This window comes from Streptomyces sp. NPDC058685 (assembly GCF_042714725.1).
Classification (GTDB): Bacteria; Actinomycetota; Actinomycetes; order Streptomycetales; family Streptomycetaceae; genus Streptomyces.
The window spans coordinates 38484-52859 of the sequence record NZ_JBHXSL010000027.1; the positions used below are offsets into that span (position 1 = coordinate 38484).

Sequence of the window (14376 nt, forward strand, 5' to 3'; positions counted from 1 at the left end):
CCGCGGGACCGCGTCGCGGAGGTGCCGCCGCGGGTGGTGTGGGTGCACCGCGCCACCAGCCTGCGGGACACGGTCGGCGCGTCCCTGCCGGAGGCCGCGGGGCGAGTTGTCGTCACCCTCGACGACAAGCTGGACGCCGCGGAGACGGCAGGTCTGAGGTCGGCGACCGACGTCCGGGGCCGCGCTCAGATGCCGCCCTCCTGATCGCCAGCTCCGGTCAGGGGGCCGCTGCCGGCCGCGCTGAGCAGCTCGCCGGTGCCGGTCAGGTCGAGCAGCCGCCATACACATCTGCTGGCCTCGGTCACCGCGACGGTCCGGCCCGAGGCGAGCGCCGCGAAGTGGACCTCCATGAGGACGCGAAGGCACGAGCAGTCACAGAACGAGACGCGGCTGAGGTCGAGGTCCAGCCCGGTGGCCGCACCCAGGGCGGAGTCGAGAGCCACCCGGAAGGCCGGAGCCTCCTCGAGGTCGATCTCGCCCACGACGACCACACGGGAACGGCCGCTCACACCCGTGGTCACGGTGACCGCGAGGCGGCCGTCGCACGCCGGACCGCTGCCGTGCCGGTCAGGCGCCCGGTCCCCGTAACCGCTGGAAGGGGATGCCATCGGTCCACTCCCTCGAACGGAATGCTCTCGTCACTCATGTTGAGCCGTTCGCCAACACACGTCAAGGGATACCGGAATCTCATTTCATGTACTGGGAAACATGCATGGCGCGTCGTACGATGAGTCCATGGAAGCAGCACCGGGGCCCCGCAACACATGGACCTTTCTCACCAGCCATGCGCGCGTGCTTTCGGCCGTCTCCCGTGATCCGTGGGCCCGGATCCGCGATCTCGCCGTGGCACTGCAGCTCACCGAGCGGACCGTGCAAGCCGTGATCGCCGACCTCGAAGAGGCCGGCTACCTCTCACGCACGCGTGAGGGCCGGCGGAACAAGTACGAGTTGCGAGGTGGCCGGTTTCGGCATCCCGCGGAGGAGCACCGGGACATCGCCCCCTTGCTGGACATCCTCGCGACGCCCCCGCACCTGGCCGGCGACGACAGCGGCGCGAGTGACGGGGCACTGCCGGAGAGCGGTCCACAGCAGTCCGTCGACGTGGACCGGCGGACGCCCTGAGGCGGTGCCGACGGGGTGCGGACGCCCTGAGGCGGTGTCCGACGGGGTGCGCGCGCCCTGAGGGTCGCGCCGACGGCGACAGGCCGAGCCACGGGTTTGCCGTGCCGCTCGCACGGCCGGGGCAGCATCCCGTACTGCCCCGGCCGCGCACCTGGGTGATCCGAACCGGTCAGCGCCTCAGCGTGCCGGCGCGGAAGAACTTCCAGATCACGGGAGTCGCGTCGATCACCGTGGGCGTACTCGAATCATTGTTGGAACCGGTGCTGGGCCACACATGCCCGGCACCTTCGACGCGATAGTGCACGAGGCGCGACGACCTGTCGCAGCCGGTCCAGCGCTGGGTCTCCACCTCCGGGCGGGGACGGGAGGACTTCGCCTCCGGCCGGCATCCGTTGCGCCCGGCCCAGTCCGCGAGCCAGTTGTTCAGCGCGGGAAGCCCCTTGGCCGGGTTCCCCTCGTACGGAATGGTGGCGTCGGCCGTGCCGTGGAAGGCGATCACCGAGGTGGGGCGGGACGGTTCGCACGGTCCGCTCTGCGGGTAGTAGGCGCCGGCCACCGGGGCGAAGGCGGCGATCCGACCGGGCATCCGGCAGGCCAGGACGCCGACGAAGCCTCCCCCGTTCGACTTTCCGGCAGCGTAGATGCGCTTGTTGTCCACGCAGAACTGCCGTTGCAGCCGGTCGAGAAGGTCGCCGGTGAAGCGGACGTCGTCCACCGGGGCGGAATACGGTGCGCCCTGCCAGGCGGACTCCCCGTCGGTGCCGACAAGGCCCTGCGGGTAGACGGCGATCGTGTCCAGGGCCGAGAAGCCGGAGAGCTCCTCCTGCCACTGCGAGGTGCGCTTGTGGCCGTGGAAGGAGAGAACCACCGGGTAGCTGCGCCGGGGGTCGTAGCGCTTCGGCAGATGGACGGTGTAGGTCCGGGCCACACCCCCGGACTCCATCTCCTGCGCGGTCGTGACGCCGGGCGGCACCACGGGAGTCGTACGGCAACCGGTGGTCCTGACCGGCTCGTCGAGCCTGTCCGGTGCCTGCTGCGAGGTGGTGTCCGGCACCCGGTTCGGTGCCTGGCCGGGTGCCGCGTGTGCGGCACCCGGAAGAGCGAGCACTCCCAGTGCGGTGAGTGCCGTGGCAGTCGCGGCGGCTCGTGCAAACCTCAGGTGTCTGCTGATCGCGAGCATGCGTCATGTCCTCCGCATCGGTCCGCGGGTGCGGACGTGGCTGGTGAAGTCGACGTGGTGGAGGAGACTTTCGACGACAGCCCGACCGCCGTACAGCTTGAGTTCTTTCTGTTCTCGGCGGATCGGCCGCCTGGCCCCGGCGTGTGGGCGGGACGCCGTCAGCCGTCGATGCGGCGGTCGTCCGTAGGGGCCTCGTAGAAGCGGGACTGACGCGCCATCACCACCACGTCCGCGCCGATGCGCACCTCGTCGTCCTCGGCGGTGCGGACCGCGCCGCGCGGAACGCATGCGCGCCGGCCCAGGACGACCGCTCCGCACAGGACGGCGGAGGGTGCGACACAGGCGGACTCAGGGACGACGGGTTGTCTGCCGCGGTGCTCGTACAGCATGTGCCGAGCCTGGGGCCGATGGTTCGGACCGGGCCGGATCGTCGAGCGCGGCGCTCAGGTGAGTGCCCCTTCCGCCCGGGCGATCGTCGCCGCGTGGCCGAAGAGGCCCGGCATCCCACCGGTGTGCAGGAAAACCGTGCGCTGTCCGGGGACGATGTCGCCGTCCTCGACCGCCGCCACCAGGCCGGCCATCGCCCGGCCGGTGTAGATCGGGTCCAGCACCAGCCCCTCGGTGCGGCCCGCCAGTGTCAGCGCGGCCATGACCGGCTCCGTCAGCGTGCTGTACCCGGCGCCCACCTGGTCGGTACGCATGCGGAGTGCGGCCGGACCGCACGGGCTCTCGGCGAGACCGGAGACCAGTCCGGCGACGGTGGCGGCCGGGTCCGCGACCGCGCCGACGTGGACGCCGAGGACCCGGTCGACGCCGAGCGCGCCGACGAGGCCCGCCATGGTGCCGCCGGAGCCGGCAGCGACGACGACATGGGCCAACCCCGGTGCCTGGGCCAGGAGTTCCTGTCCGCAGAGAACGTAGCCGCGCGCTCCGAGCACACTCGAGCCGCCGAACGGGATGAGCGAGGGAACCGCTCCGTCCTTCCTCAGGCGCTCGACCACCTCGTCGGCAGTGGCGGCGAGCTGCCGTGCGTCGGCGTCACCGGCCCATACGACGCGCGCGCCGAACAGGCCGTCGAGCGCCAGGTTCCCCGAGGCCGACGAGGCGGGCGTCCCGGCCAGCACCAGGACGACATCGAGCCCCAGCCGCGCTGCGGCGGCCGCGGTCAGCCGTGCGTGGTTGCTCTGCGGGGCTCCGGTGGTCACCAGGACGGTGGCGCCCGCGGCGCGCGCCGCGCCACAGGTCCATTCGAGCTTGCGGACCTTGTTGCCGCCGCCTCCGAGCCCGATGAGGTCGTCTCGCTTGACCAGGAGGTCACCGTCACCCAGACCCAGCGCGCGGGCCAGCCGCGGCGCGGGCTCCAGCGGCGTCGGCCAGGTCCCCAGTGTCACCCGCTGCGGATCCGATTCCTCGGCAACCAACGTCACCATCTCCTCAACCGTGCCTGACCACCTCGGCGGGCGGCCGGGCGGTCGGTGCGTACGCGACCCGCCCACGCCGGAAATCTACCCGCGCACGCCGGCCGACGACTCGGCGGCTCCCGGCGTACGCGAGGGAACCACGGCGGTGCCCAGGAAGTGGAACCCCGGCCGGGGATGCATCAGGAAGTCATGGTGCGAGATGTTCCACGCGTACGCCCCGGCCAGCGCGAACACCACCCGGTCACCCGACCGCAGTCCTGCCGTAGGCACCCCGCACGCCAGGACGTCCTTCGGCGTGCAGAGCTGACCCACGAAGGTGACCGGGCCAGGCCCCACCGCTGCCCGTGGCCAGGGATGCGGCCAGGTGTCGTGGGGAAGGACGGCGCACGGCTGGTCGTGCCCCTTGGTGGCAGGGGTGCGCAGATGGTGGGTCCCGCCGCGCACGACCGCGAAGTCCTCACCGTGGCTGTGCTTCACATCCAGCACGTCCGTGGCGTACCAGCCGCAGTAGGCGGTGAGGGCGCGGCCCGGTTCGATGCGCAGCAGCAGGCCGGGGTGGTCGTCGGTGATGCGGGCGAGACCGGCGCCGAAGGCGGCCCAGTCGAACCGGGCATCCGGGTCGGCGTAGTCGACGGTCATCCCACCGCCCACGTTGACCTCCCGCAGCGCGATGCCGTGCCGTGCGGCGAGCTCCGTCGCCCAGACGACGACGGACTCGGTGACCGCGAGCTGTGGCCGCACTGTCAGGCCGCTGGCCAAATGCGCGTGCACACCGTGCAGTTCGAGATGCGGGAGGCTGCCGTCCGTCAACTGCCGGACCAGGCCCTCGGCCTGCGACGGGTCGATCCCGAACGGCGCGGGTCTGCCGCCCATCGCCAGGGCGCTCGATTCCAGGTAGTCCGCGGGAACCGGCAGGTTGAAACGGAGCAGGACGCCGATGCGGACCCGAGGCACCAGGCGTTCGGCGAGCTCAGCGAGCATGCGGAGTTCGTAGGCGCTCTCGACATGGAAACGCTCCACCCCGAGCAGCAGGGCGGACTCGATCTCCTCGGGGGTCTTGCCGGGCCCGCCGAAGGCGAGCGCGTGCCCCGGGACCGCCTTCGCGACATGGGCGAGTTCACCGCCGGAGGAGACCTCGAAGCCGTCCGTGCAGGGCGCGAGAGCCCTCAGGATCTCCGCTTCCGGATTGGCCTTGGCCGCGTAGTACAGCTCGACGCGTTCCGGCAGAACCGACCGGACGAAGGCCGCGTGCTCGCGCAGTGCGTCGAGGTCGTACACATAGGCCGGCAGTCGGTCGGCGGGAAGCGACAGCGCGAGGTCGCGTGCGGCGTCGGTCAGCAGGGTCATCGGGAACTCCGGTGGGCGTCGGCCCGAGTCGCCTCGGACAGCACGTCCTCGGCGAGGGGCGAGGGCAGCCGGACATAGCCGGCGTCGCGGTCGGCGGCACGCTCCCAGCGGGCGAGCAGATTCGCCTTGGCGGGCAGCGGTACGCCCGCCAGCAGGGCGCTCAGCCGGGGCGGGCACCCGTGCTCGTCGGCGTACTCCGTGAGCGTGCGCCGGACGAGCGACCACAGGGCGGCCTCTGTCTGCGGATGGAGGTCGGCGAGTGCGGCGAGCATCTCCGCGATGTGATTGACGATCAGGCAGTAGACGACACGGTCCCAGCCGCGCCGGGCGTCGTAGGTGAGGGGCCCGGCGACCTCGGCGGGCAGGACGGCGAGCGTGCGGGCATGGTGCTCGGGCACCAGCTTGGTCCCCTCCAGATCACGGAAGAGGATCTGGGCGGGCCTGCCGTCGGTGTCCACCCCGACCACCACGTTCTGCAGATGGGGTTCGAGGACGACTCCGTGGTCGAAGTAGGCGGCCAGGACCGGTGGGACGAGCAGTCGCAGATAGTCGCGCCACCAGGCGAGAGCGGCCGTGGGGTCCGTGGCGGCGGACAGGCCGGAGACATGGCCGGGCCCGGACGGGTACTCGTCGGCCACGGCTGCGGCGAGGAGGGGTGTGACACCGGGCCGCAGGCGGCGGCCGAGTCCTTCCCTGACGATGACACCGAAGCCCTCCAGCAACGAGCGGTCGGCAGGGCCGTCCGGGCCGGGCAGGGCGACGCTGCGGTAGGCCGGTTCCCGGAGGATGCCCGAGCCCGGGAAGCGCGCGGCGAGATCGCCGAACACGGGGCCGAGGAGCCGGGTGAGGGCCACCGCGCCGGAGAGTTCGTAATGGGCGTTCTTCCGCACGCAGTTGGTGATGCGGATGTTGAGGCTGAACTTCAGGAACGTGTCGCCGTCGTACAGGGTGCGGACGGAGGCCGTCGGGGTGAACTGCCGCTCCCCCGTGCCGAGATCGAGAATGTCGCCCCGTCCCAGGGCCGCACGCAGAGCGGGGTGTCCGGCGAGCTGGTCGTACTGCCACGGGTGGGCGGGGAGCAGCCGGTATCCCTCGGGGACGGCCCCCAGTCGGTCCAGCGGGTCGGTGGCGCCCGCCTCGGCGCACTCCTGCGCGATCAGATGGCTCCGTACGGCCAGCAGTCGCAACGGGAAGGACCCGCCGGCCTCCGGCGCGAAGGAGGCCCAGGCACCCGGGTCGCCGCTGTGCGCCTTCGGTGTGGGGTGGAAGCGGTGGCCGAGGACGAGCGACTGCTCGGAGGCGAGGTAGGTGGCGAGCGGGTCCCCGTGCGGCGCCCGCGGGTGGGGGACGCGGGCGGAGAGGGCGGCGGCGACCCCGCGGTGTCCCGCGGCCATCTGGCCCAGGAACTCGTCGTTGGACGCGCCCGTACGCAGGGACAGTTCGGACTGCACGTATTCGGCCAGTCGAGCCCAGCCGACCGGGGACCAGCCGGTGGCGGTCTCCTCGGTGACCGGCCCGGTGAAGCGATGGGCGCCGATGAGCGATGTCCGGCGCAGGGCCACACGGAGCAGTACGCCGCGTCGTGGCAGCCTCAGCAGCAGGCGGCCGTCGATGACCGCCGTCTGGTGCTCGGGGCCGGACACCTCCCGCAGCAGACAGTTGAGGAGAGTGTGCGCCACAGCCTCCTCGGCCGTGGGAAGTTCGCTCGGCGGCTCGGCCGAATGGGCGGGACGGTCCGGGGTGATGCTGGTCATCGCAGGTCACGCTCCCCGCAGCAGATAGTTGGGGCCCGTGCTGTAGTGCTTGTTGATGTCCGACGCCCCCGATCTGTCCTTGGACAGAAGTGTGCCTGCCGTGACCATCGCCTTGACGGGCAGGTCCGTCGCATCGAGGACATGGGCGCGCAGAACGGCTCCCGGCTGCCCGGGACCGGTGCCGAGGCGCTCGCATGCTTCGTCCAGGCGTTCACGGACGAGAGCGAGAAGGGCCCCGAGCGGGGCGCGCCCGTGCCGGGCGAGACCGAACGCGTAGGCGCCGGCGCACAGATGGACGGTGATGGTGGTGAACAGGTCCAGGACCGGTCCGTCGCTGTCCGTGAAAATTCGCGCGTCGGCGAACTCCTCCTGGACCGGGGCGTCTTCACCCAGCGACGCCCTCATCCGGGCCGCATGGACACGGGGGCCGTCGTTGTCCTTGAACAGCAGCCTCAGCCGGGTGCGGCCGCCGTTCCGGTCGAGCAGCAGCGAGATGTTCTGCTGGTGGGATTCGAGGGCGATGCCGTGTCCGAACAGCGTGATCTGCCAGTCGAGGAGAAGGGTGAGGACGGCGTCGAGGAGTGCGACCGGATCGCTCGCGTAGAACCGGTCGGCGAGCCGGTCGATGACGAGCCCGCCGCCCGGGGACGGGCTGAGCAGTGCGGCCATCGGCACGACGGTCGTCGCGTCGAGGCCGGCCGGGTAGCGGCGCACGAGGACGGCGAGCAGCTCGTGACCGGCGTGGACGAACGTCGACTCGTCCGCGAGCAGGACGGTGTCCCGGAAGCGCGGAGTGCGTCCGATCACGGTCTCCAGGAGGCGCGCCGTTGCCGCGCCGTCGGTCAGGGTGCCGGGCTTGATGGTGCGACGGTTGAGCCGGCCGAGCGTGGCGGTGGCCAGGGGCAGTTTGAGGTGGATGCCGGGGTGCGCGGTGAGTGCCACGGTGCGCATCGACAGAGTCGGCAGGACCTCCAGGTACAGCGTCTCGGCGAGAAAGGCGTCGAGCCCGGTGTCGCGCAGCGCCTGCCGCAGGGGGCCGCCCGCGGTCAGCGGGTGGACGGGAATGGCTCGATGCGTGTCGTCGAGTCCCGGCGGCAGTCCGAGCGACGACGGTGCGGGCCTCGGGAGTTGCTCCGTCGGACCGTGCACGACGAGGCGGTCCCGCGGTACGGCCAGCCAGCGCAGCGGGAACCGCGGATGGAACTCGGGTGCGTGAGCCCGCAGTTCACCCTCGGTGAGGCCGGATCGGCCCCGTCCTGTCGGATACACGGGGTGGTCGGTGCGCGCGGCCAGCGTGTCGAAGGCGAGTCCCGCGGCGAGTCCCGTCCAGCGCGCCGGATCGGGGCCGTAGGCGTCGGTGAGCCGTGCCTTCACCTGGTCGCCGGTGTCGGTGTGCAGTCGGAGCGCCGCCAGCGCCTGCCGGCACTCGGCGGCGAAGGCGTCGAAGCCGTCGCGGTCGACCGGATCCGCCAGGCCGGCGATGGCGGTCATGATGCTGTCGGTGTCGGCCAGCTCCACTCCGTCGGACTCGCGTCGCAGCAGGGGCAGACGGGCTTCGAGCGTGCACTGGAAGCCGGGCCGGGCGGCGGCCACGGGCATCAGAAGGGCCTCGTTGTCCCCGGCCCTGAGCCGCAGCCAGGTACCGTCCGCCCGCTCCAGTGCCGTACTGCGCGTGCGCAGTCCGATGACGTCCTCGCGCAGCAGTGTGCTGAGAACACTCGTCACCAGGGCGTCGTCACCCGGTGTGCTGTCGGAGGCGGCGCCTGGCGCGCCCTGGACCGTCACGGCGTGATCTCCCAGCTCTGCCGGGCGAGGAAGCCGGCCACCACCCGGTCCACGGACTCCTGTTGCCTACCGACGGCTCTGACGATACCGAGGAAGTCACGGTTGGTGTGGTGGAGTTCGAGCCGCTCTCCGACCTTGCGTACGGGGCGGTACGTCAGTTTCACGTCTCCGACGGTCAGATCGGCCGGCCCGGGAGCGGCCGCGAGCGTTCCGGCGCGGTCGGCGCAGGGATAGTCGAGCCGCGCGGCCCCGTCGGTGCGCGCCCCGAGGTCCGCGGGCAGTGCTTCGCCCAGGTGCGTTCGCAGGATGTGCTCGAAGAGCGGGATGCCGAGCAGCTCGGCCAGCAGAAGATCGCACTGGTCGCCGATGGCCCGGTAGTTGACCTCTATCAGTCGCACCCGGCCGGCGTCGACCACGAACTCGGTGTGGCAGGCGCCGAAACCCACCCCCAGTGCGTCCAGTTGGCGCAGGACCTGCTCCTCCACGGACCGTGGCCGGGAGGCGACGAAGGACATGCGCTCCTCGATGAAGTACGGGAGCGGGGACAACTCGGTGCGGAATCCACCGAGGACGTGGAGCCGCTCACCGTCGCCCAGGGTTTCCAGGGTGTGCAGCTCCCCCTTCAGGTACTCCTCCACGACCAGTGCCGCCCCCGGCCTGCGCGCACGGATCTCATGGCTGCGCCTGGCCAGTTCCTCGGCGTTCCCGACGCAGAACACGTCCTCGCTCGCCACACCCTCACGCGGTTTCACCACGCAGGGGAACGGCATGTCGCCCAGTACGGCGGTGGGGTCCTGATCCGGGGCGAGCTCGGCCGAGCGTACGGTGTCGGCGCCCGCGGCTGCCAGGTGGCGCCGCATGAGCGCCTTGTCCTTGGTGCGGAGGGTGGTGTGCCAGCTCTTGCCCGGCAGACCGAAGTAGTCCGCGGCCAGGGCGGTCTGGGTCTGGAGGTGATCGCTGTTGCTGAACACCGCCGCGGGTGCGCGGCCGGCCCCCGACCGGGTGCGTTCCGAGATCGCGCTGATGACGGCGTGGTGGTCGCGGACGTCGCAGATCAGCACCTCGACGTCGGGATGGCGTGCCCGGTGCGCCTCCGGTTGATCCGTCAGCAGAGTGACATGGAGTCCGAGCCGGCGTGCGGCGGGAAGGAAGCCCTCGGAGACCGAGTCGGTCGGATTGAGGGCGAGGAGGTACGTCTGGATCACCACCCGGAGCTTAGGTTAGGCATCCCTAATAGTGCCAATTCGCCGTGTCTTGGCCCCGGGTGACCGAGCCTCAGGAAGTTGCGGTTAAGGTGAGGCTTCCCTTACCCCCTCACTCATGTTCAGCGCTGAGGAGTACCTGTGATCCTGGCCCCGGCATGGGCACCGGCCGGAGCTGCCCCGAGCTGCTCCACCCTGCTCGCATCGGACTTCCGACGGCTCACCGCCCTGTGCCAGGCACTGCACGTCACCGTCGCGGAACCGTTCTCACCGGTCGGCCAGGGCTGGATCGACGGCGCCGAACTGGCCCACCGTCCGGAGCTCCTGGACGCCTTCCTCGACGCCGAGGCGGCGCGTGTCCGGGAGCGGTACGGGCACACCGCCCGCCCCGATGTCATCGCCTCGCGCGCACTGCACGGCTACCTCTGGTCCGTCTGCCTGCTGATGAGCGGCCCCTGGTATCTGGAGCGGCGCGTCCCTCGCCTTCGCCCCGCGGACGTCCGCGTCAGCCGCACGGCCGACGCCTGTGCCGTGGTGCCCGGCGGCTTCTCGTGCCTGCCGGACGATCCCGCCGCCGGACTGCCCGGCGTACGCGTCCTCCCGCACGCCGGTGCCCTGCGGGACGAGTTGCGCCAGGCCGTTGCCGACCACGTGGGCCCGCTGCTGACGGCGATCGCCCCGCGGATACGCCGCGGACCACGTGCCCTGTGGGGCATGGTCGGGGACGACCTGGTGTCCGGGATCTGGTACCTCGGCAGGTCGGCCGGCGACGAGGAACGCGGGGTGCGGGAAGCGGGGGAACTGCTGCCGGGGCCCGTGGCGCCGTACCTCGGAGGCGCCGACTTCCGCCGGCTCACCGATCGCGACGGCCGCTCGCACCCCACGCGCACCCGCCTCGGCTGCTGCCTCTACTACACGATCCGGCCGGCGGAGGCGTGCGGCACCTGCCCCCGCACCTGTGACAGCGAGCGGCTGCGGCGGATCGAGGCCGAGACCCCGGCCGGCTGAGCGGATCGCACGACGGGCGGACCCGTCCGGCCGTCGTGCGACGGCGGGTGTGGGTCCGCCCGAAATGCGTTCCGCCCTGTAGGGCAGCGCTGTCTCTCAGGTCGCGTGCGCGCCGTGCGACGAGTGGTAGGAGGCCAGTGCCCAGATCACGAAGACATCGATCGCGATCATGATCACCGACCAGACGGGTGAGTACGGAAGGAAGATGAACTGGAACACCAGGCTGATGGCTGCCAGCAGGATGCCCAGGAAACGGGCCCACGTGGCACCGCGCAGCACTCCCGCGCCGGCGATCAGGACCGCCACGCCGACGATGAGGTGGATCCAGCCCCAGCCGGTGAGATTGATCTTGTACACATAGCTGCCGACGCTGCCGTACACATCGTCCGCGGCAATGGCCGAGATGCCCTGAAGGATGGCCAGCACACCGCTGCAGACCATCAGCACGCCGGCGAAGACCACTCCACCTGAGACCCAACCACTGTTCGTCCCGGTCGTCGACGACCTCGCGCCGGCCGGGTGAGTTTGCTGGCTCATGGGCCAACCCTTCGTCGTCCCGCACGCCGGTAGCGGACGGGGCTTCGAGCCTCCGTCGCCACACCCGGCGCCGCCATTCGGATGCGTCCGTTCGGGTGAGGCGAGGACCCTTTCCGCGTAGGGACGGCGCGTACCCCACCTCCGACAGCCCGCCTCCGCGATAAGCATCCAGCGCGGGCGAGTCCGCCCCGTCCCGCCTGTGCGTCCGGAGGAACCGCATGACCACGCCACCGGCCGAGGCACCGCCCATTCCCCCACTGCACGAGACCATCCTCACCCGCGGATACCTCAAGCTCCTGCTGCTGTCCGTCGTCGTCGGCGTGGTGATCGCCTTCGCGTCCTTCTGTCTCGTCAGCCTCCAGCACGAACTCCAGCACCAGGTGTGGGTAGTTCTGCCCGAGACGGTCGGCTACGACGAGCCGCCATGGTGGTGGCCCCTGCCGTCACTGCTGCTGGCAGGGCTCCTGGCGATGCCGATCATCACCCGTTTTCCGGGCACGGGCGGCCATGTGCCCGCCCACGGACTCGGCGGACCGATGCTCGGACCCAAGGATCTGCCGGGTGTCGTCCTCGCAGCCGTCGCCACGCTGCCCCTCGGAATCGTCCTCGGGCCGGAGGCTCCCTTGATGGCGCTGGGCAGCGGCCTCGCCCTGCTCGCTCTGCGCCGGTCGAAGAGGGCCGCCGAGCCGAAAGCCGCACTGGTCCTCGGCACCGCGGGTTCGACCGCCGCGATCTCCACCATCCTCGGTGGACCGGTGGTGGCCGCCGTACTGGTGCTGGAGGCGGCCGGAATGGGCGGTGCGCAGCTCTTCGTCCTGCTGCTGCCCTGTCTGGTGGCCAGTGGCGCGGGCGCTCTGGTCTTCACCGGCTTCGGGCAGTGGACGGGGCTGTCGATCGGGGCACTGTCCCTGCCCGAGGTACCGCCCGACGTCACCCCGGACGCGGCGGACTTCCTGTGGGGAATCCCGCTGGCGGTGCTGATCGGCGTGGTCGTCTCGACGATGCACCGGCTCGGACACCTCACCGCGGCCTGGACGCAGAAGCGCACGGCCCTGCGCACGGTGCTGTGCGCCGTGGCCGTGGGCATCTGCATCTCGGCGTACGCGCTGACCACCGGGCGTTCACCGGCCGAGGCCGCACTGTCGGGCCAGACGACACTCGCCGTGGTGGCGGGGCAACCGCACACGTTCGCCGTCTCCGCGCTGATCCTGCTCGTCCTCTTCAAGGGTTTGGCCTGGGGCATCTGCCTCGGCAGTCTGCGCGGCGGGCCCATCTTCCCCGCCGTGCTGATGGGGGCCGCGGCAGGCATCGCCGCCTCGGGCCTGCCCGGGCTCGGTACGACGGCGGGACTGGCGCTCGGCGTGGCCACCGCGACGGCCGTCGTCACGCGGCTCCCGGTCACCAGCTCCGTGCTCGCCGTACTCCTCCTCGGCCACGACGCGCACAACCAGGCGCCGCTCATCGTGCTCTGTGCGGTGGTCGGCTTCATCACCGCCGAATTCGCCGAGCGGACGAGGAAGCCGAGCAGCTGATGAACCGGCGACCGTGAGCCGTGCCGTCCTGTGACAGCGGGCCGCACCGGGTTGCGTCGAGACGCGGACCGGCCGGGCCGCCGGGCCCGTATCGCGCCCCCGGGTGTTCCGTGCGCGGTGCCTGTGCGCCTTGTCGGGCGACCGGGCGGGCATGAGGATGGCCTGTCATGGCGATCGTTGCGCTGGTGGGGACGCTGGACACCAAAGGTACGGAGTACGGCCTGCTGCGAGACCATCTGCACCGGCGGGGGACCGAGACGGTCCTCGTCGACACGAGTGCGTCCGGAACACCGCGGGTGCACCCGGACATCGCCGGCACCGACGTGGCGCGGGCCGCGGGCGCCGAACTCGCCGACGTCCGGGCCCTGGACCGCGGGCGGGCCGTGGCGACGATGGCGCGCGGTGCCACGAACGTCGTCCTGGATCTGTACGAACGGGGCCGGCTGCACGCCGTACTGGCTCTCGGCGGCAGCGGCGGCACCTCCATGGCCACCCAGGTGATGCGGGCACTGCCGCTCGGCGTGCCCAAGGTGATGGTCTCGTCGATGGCTTCGGGCCACGTGGCACCGTACGTGGGAGCCTCGGACATCACCATGATGTACAGCGTCGTCGACATCGCGGGCGTCAACCGGATCTCGGCGCCCCTGCTCGCCAACGCCGCCGACGCCGTCGCCGGTATGGCCGAGGGCTTCGCCCGCTCACCGCGGGCCATCAGCGCGGCGGATCTGCGTGCCCACGGCAGGCCGCTGATCGCGGCGTCCATGGCGGGCGTGACGACCCCCGGAGTCGACGCGGCCCGCGAGCGGCTGACGCGACTCGGCTACGAGGTACTGGTGTTCCACGCCAGCGGTGCGGGCGGCCGGTCGCTGGAGTCGCTGGCGGGCCAGGGACTGTTCGCGGGGGTACTGGACCTCACCACCTGCGAGCTCGCCGACGAACTGGTCGGCGGCATCCTCACGGCCGGGCCCGACCGGCTGGAGGCCGCGGGTCGGGCCGGTGTGCCTCAGGTGGTCAGTCTGGGGGCCCTGGACATGGTGAAGTTCGGGCCGCTGGACAGCCTCCCCCGCCGGTTCCGTGACCGTCATGTCCACGTGCACAACTCGTCCATCACCGTCATCCGCACCACCACGACGGAGTGCGCCGCACTCGGGCGTCTCATGGCCGCCAAACTGCGGACGGCGACGGGGCCGACGACGGTTCTCGCTCCCCTGCGCGGGCTGTCGACACTCGGGGTCGCCACGGGGCCCTATCACGACCCGCAGGCCGACGCCGCGCTCGTAGCGGAACTGTCGGCGGGTCTCGGCGGCTCGGCCGTGGAAGTGCGTACCGTCGACACGCATCTGAACGATCCCGCGTTCGGGCGGGCCGCGGCCGATCGGTTGCACCGCATGATCGGTGCGGAGGCGGCCCGCGCGGCAGGCTGACCACCACCGCCGGCACGCGGAGGACGAGGACCGCGCATGAAGGGGCCCAGCGCGGATATCCGTC

The 14376-nt window shown here is 71.5% G+C and carries 14 protein-coding genes; 5 read left to right on the forward strand and 9 right to left on the reverse strand.

What is annotated here, in order from left to right; genetic code table 11:
- Positions 1 to 33 precede the first annotated feature (33 nt).
- Positions 34 to 204, forward strand: a complete 171-nt coding sequence (locus ACFWU3_RS21735; protein ID WP_384439906.1) for a hypothetical protein — start codon at positions 34 to 36, stop codon at positions 202 to 204.
- Here the strand turns inward: ACFWU3_RS21735 and ACFWU3_RS21740 are convergent.
- On the reverse strand, positions 186 to 608 hold the full coding sequence (locus tag ACFWU3_RS21740; RefSeq protein WP_384439909.1) for an STAS domain-containing protein: 423 nt from the start codon (positions 606 to 608) through the stop codon (positions 186 to 188). The genes ACFWU3_RS21735 and ACFWU3_RS21740 overlap by 19 nt on opposite strands.
- A gap of 127 nt (positions 609 to 735) precedes the next feature.
- On the opposite strand from ACFWU3_RS21740, the gene ACFWU3_RS21745 reads away from it, so the two are divergent.
- Positions 736 to 1122: a helix-turn-helix transcriptional regulator gene (locus tag ACFWU3_RS21745; RefSeq protein ID WP_384439911.1), complete on the forward strand. Its 387-nt coding sequence runs from the start codon at positions 736 to 738 to the stop codon at positions 1120 to 1122.
- Positions 1123 to 1291: 169 nt separating this feature from the next.
- On the opposite strand, the gene ACFWU3_RS21750 is transcribed toward ACFWU3_RS21745, so the two are convergent.
- From ACFWU3_RS21750 to ACFWU3_RS21780, 7 genes are all read right to left on the reverse strand, one after another.
- Positions 1292 to 2302: an alpha/beta hydrolase family esterase gene (locus tag ACFWU3_RS21750; protein WP_384439914.1), complete on the reverse strand. Its 1011-nt coding sequence runs from the start codon at positions 2300 to 2302 to the stop codon at positions 1292 to 1294.
- Between the two features lie 158 nt (positions 2303 to 2460).
- Positions 2461 to 2691: a hypothetical protein gene (locus ACFWU3_RS21755; protein WP_384439917.1), complete on the reverse strand. Its 231-nt coding sequence runs from the start codon at positions 2689 to 2691 to the stop codon at positions 2461 to 2463.
- 54 nt (positions 2692 to 2745) lie between these two features.
- Complete coding sequence (locus ACFWU3_RS21760; protein ID WP_384439920.1) at positions 2746 to 3732, reverse strand: pyridoxal-phosphate dependent enzyme; 987 nt, start codon at positions 3730 to 3732, stop codon at positions 2746 to 2748.
- 75 nt (positions 3733 to 3807) lie between these two features.
- Entirely contained in the window at positions 3808 to 5070 is a 1263-nt protein-coding gene (locus ACFWU3_RS21765; protein WP_384439923.1) for a type III PLP-dependent enzyme, read from the reverse strand.
- Positions 5067 to 6824 carry an IucA/IucC family protein gene (locus ACFWU3_RS21770; protein WP_384439926.1) on the reverse strand — a complete coding sequence of 586 codons (1758 nt, stop codon included), beginning with the start codon at positions 6822 to 6824 and terminating at the stop codon, positions 5067 to 5069. The genes ACFWU3_RS21765 and ACFWU3_RS21770 overlap by 4 nt, the downstream gene beginning before the upstream one ends.
- A gap of 6 nt (positions 6825 to 6830) precedes the next feature.
- Positions 6831 to 8609 (reverse strand): IucA/IucC family protein, encoded by a 1779-nt coding sequence (locus ACFWU3_RS21775; RefSeq protein WP_384439929.1) that lies wholly within the window; start codon positions 8607 to 8609, stop codon positions 6831 to 6833.
- A complete protein-coding gene (locus ACFWU3_RS21780; protein ID WP_384440062.1) occupies positions 8606 to 9811 on the reverse strand; it encodes an acetyl-CoA carboxylase biotin carboxylase subunit family protein in 1206 nt (401 codons plus the stop codon). Before ACFWU3_RS21780 ends, ACFWU3_RS21775 begins: the two co-directional genes overlap by 4 nt.
- Positions 9812 to 9952: 141 nt before the next feature.
- Between ACFWU3_RS21780 and ACFWU3_RS21785 the strand changes: the two genes are divergently transcribed.
- Positions 9953 to 10819, forward strand: coding sequence for a (2Fe-2S)-binding protein (locus tag ACFWU3_RS21785; RefSeq protein ID WP_384439932.1), 867 nt, complete (start codon positions 9953 to 9955; stop codon positions 10817 to 10819).
- Positions 10820 to 10915: 96 nt separating this feature from the next.
- On the opposite strand, the gene ACFWU3_RS21790 is transcribed toward ACFWU3_RS21785, so the two are convergent.
- Complete coding sequence (locus tag ACFWU3_RS21790; RefSeq protein ID WP_384439935.1) at positions 10916 to 11356, reverse strand: hypothetical protein; 441 nt, start codon at positions 11354 to 11356, stop codon at positions 10916 to 10918.
- 218 nt (positions 11357 to 11574) lie between these two features.
- Here ACFWU3_RS21790 and ACFWU3_RS21795 point away from each other — a divergent pair, with 218 nt between their 5' ends.
- The gene (locus tag ACFWU3_RS21795; protein WP_384439938.1) at positions 11575 to 12888 is read left to right on the forward strand and encodes a chloride channel protein; all 1314 of its coding nucleotides are present in this window, start codon (positions 11575 to 11577) and stop codon (positions 12886 to 12888) included.
- 167 nt (positions 12889 to 13055) lie between these two features.
- On the forward strand, positions 13056 to 14312 hold the full coding sequence (locus ACFWU3_RS21800) for a Tm-1-like ATP-binding domain-containing protein (protein WP_384439941.1): 1257 nt from the start codon (positions 13056 to 13058) through the stop codon (positions 14310 to 14312).
- Positions 14313 to 14376 lie beyond the last annotated feature (64 nt).

Bases quoted from the DNA above. Each gene is read 5' to 3' on its own strand.
- ACFWU3_RS21740 (WP_384439909.1), bottom strand. From the start codon at position 608: ATGGCATCCCCTTCCAGCGGTTACGGGGACCGGGCGCCTGACCGGCAC.
- ACFWU3_RS21745 (WP_384439911.1), top strand. From the start codon at position 736: ATGGAAGCAGCACCGGGGCCCCGCAACACATGGACCTTTCTCACCAGC.
- ACFWU3_RS21750 (WP_384439914.1), bottom strand. From the start codon at position 2,302: ATGCTCGCGATCAGCAGACACCTGAGGTTTGCACGAGCCGCCGCGACT.
- ACFWU3_RS21755 (WP_384439917.1), bottom strand. From the start codon at position 2,691: ATGCTGTACGAGCACCGCGGCAGACAACCCGTCGTCCCTGAGTCCGCC.
- ACFWU3_RS21760 (WP_384439920.1), bottom strand. From the start codon at position 3,732: ATGGTGACGTTGGTTGCCGAGGAATCGGATCCGCAGCGGGTGACACTG.
- ACFWU3_RS21765 (WP_384439923.1), bottom strand. From the start codon at position 5,070: ATGACCCTGCTGACCGACGCCGCACGCGACCTCGCGCTGTCGCTTCCC.
- ACFWU3_RS21770 (WP_384439926.1), bottom strand. From the start codon at position 6,824: ATGACCAGCATCACCCCGGACCGTCCCGCCCATTCGGCCGAGCCGCCG.
- ACFWU3_RS21790 (WP_384439935.1), bottom strand. From the start codon at position 11,356: ATGAGCCAGCAAACTCACCCGGCCGGCGCGAGGTCGTCGACGACCGGG.
- ACFWU3_RS21795 (WP_384439938.1), top strand. From the start codon at position 11,575: ATGACCACGCCACCGGCCGAGGCACCGCCCATTCCCCCACTGCACGAG.
- ACFWU3_RS21800 (WP_384439941.1), top strand. From the start codon at position 13,056: ATGGCGATCGTTGCGCTGGTGGGGACGCTGGACACCAAAGGTACGGAG.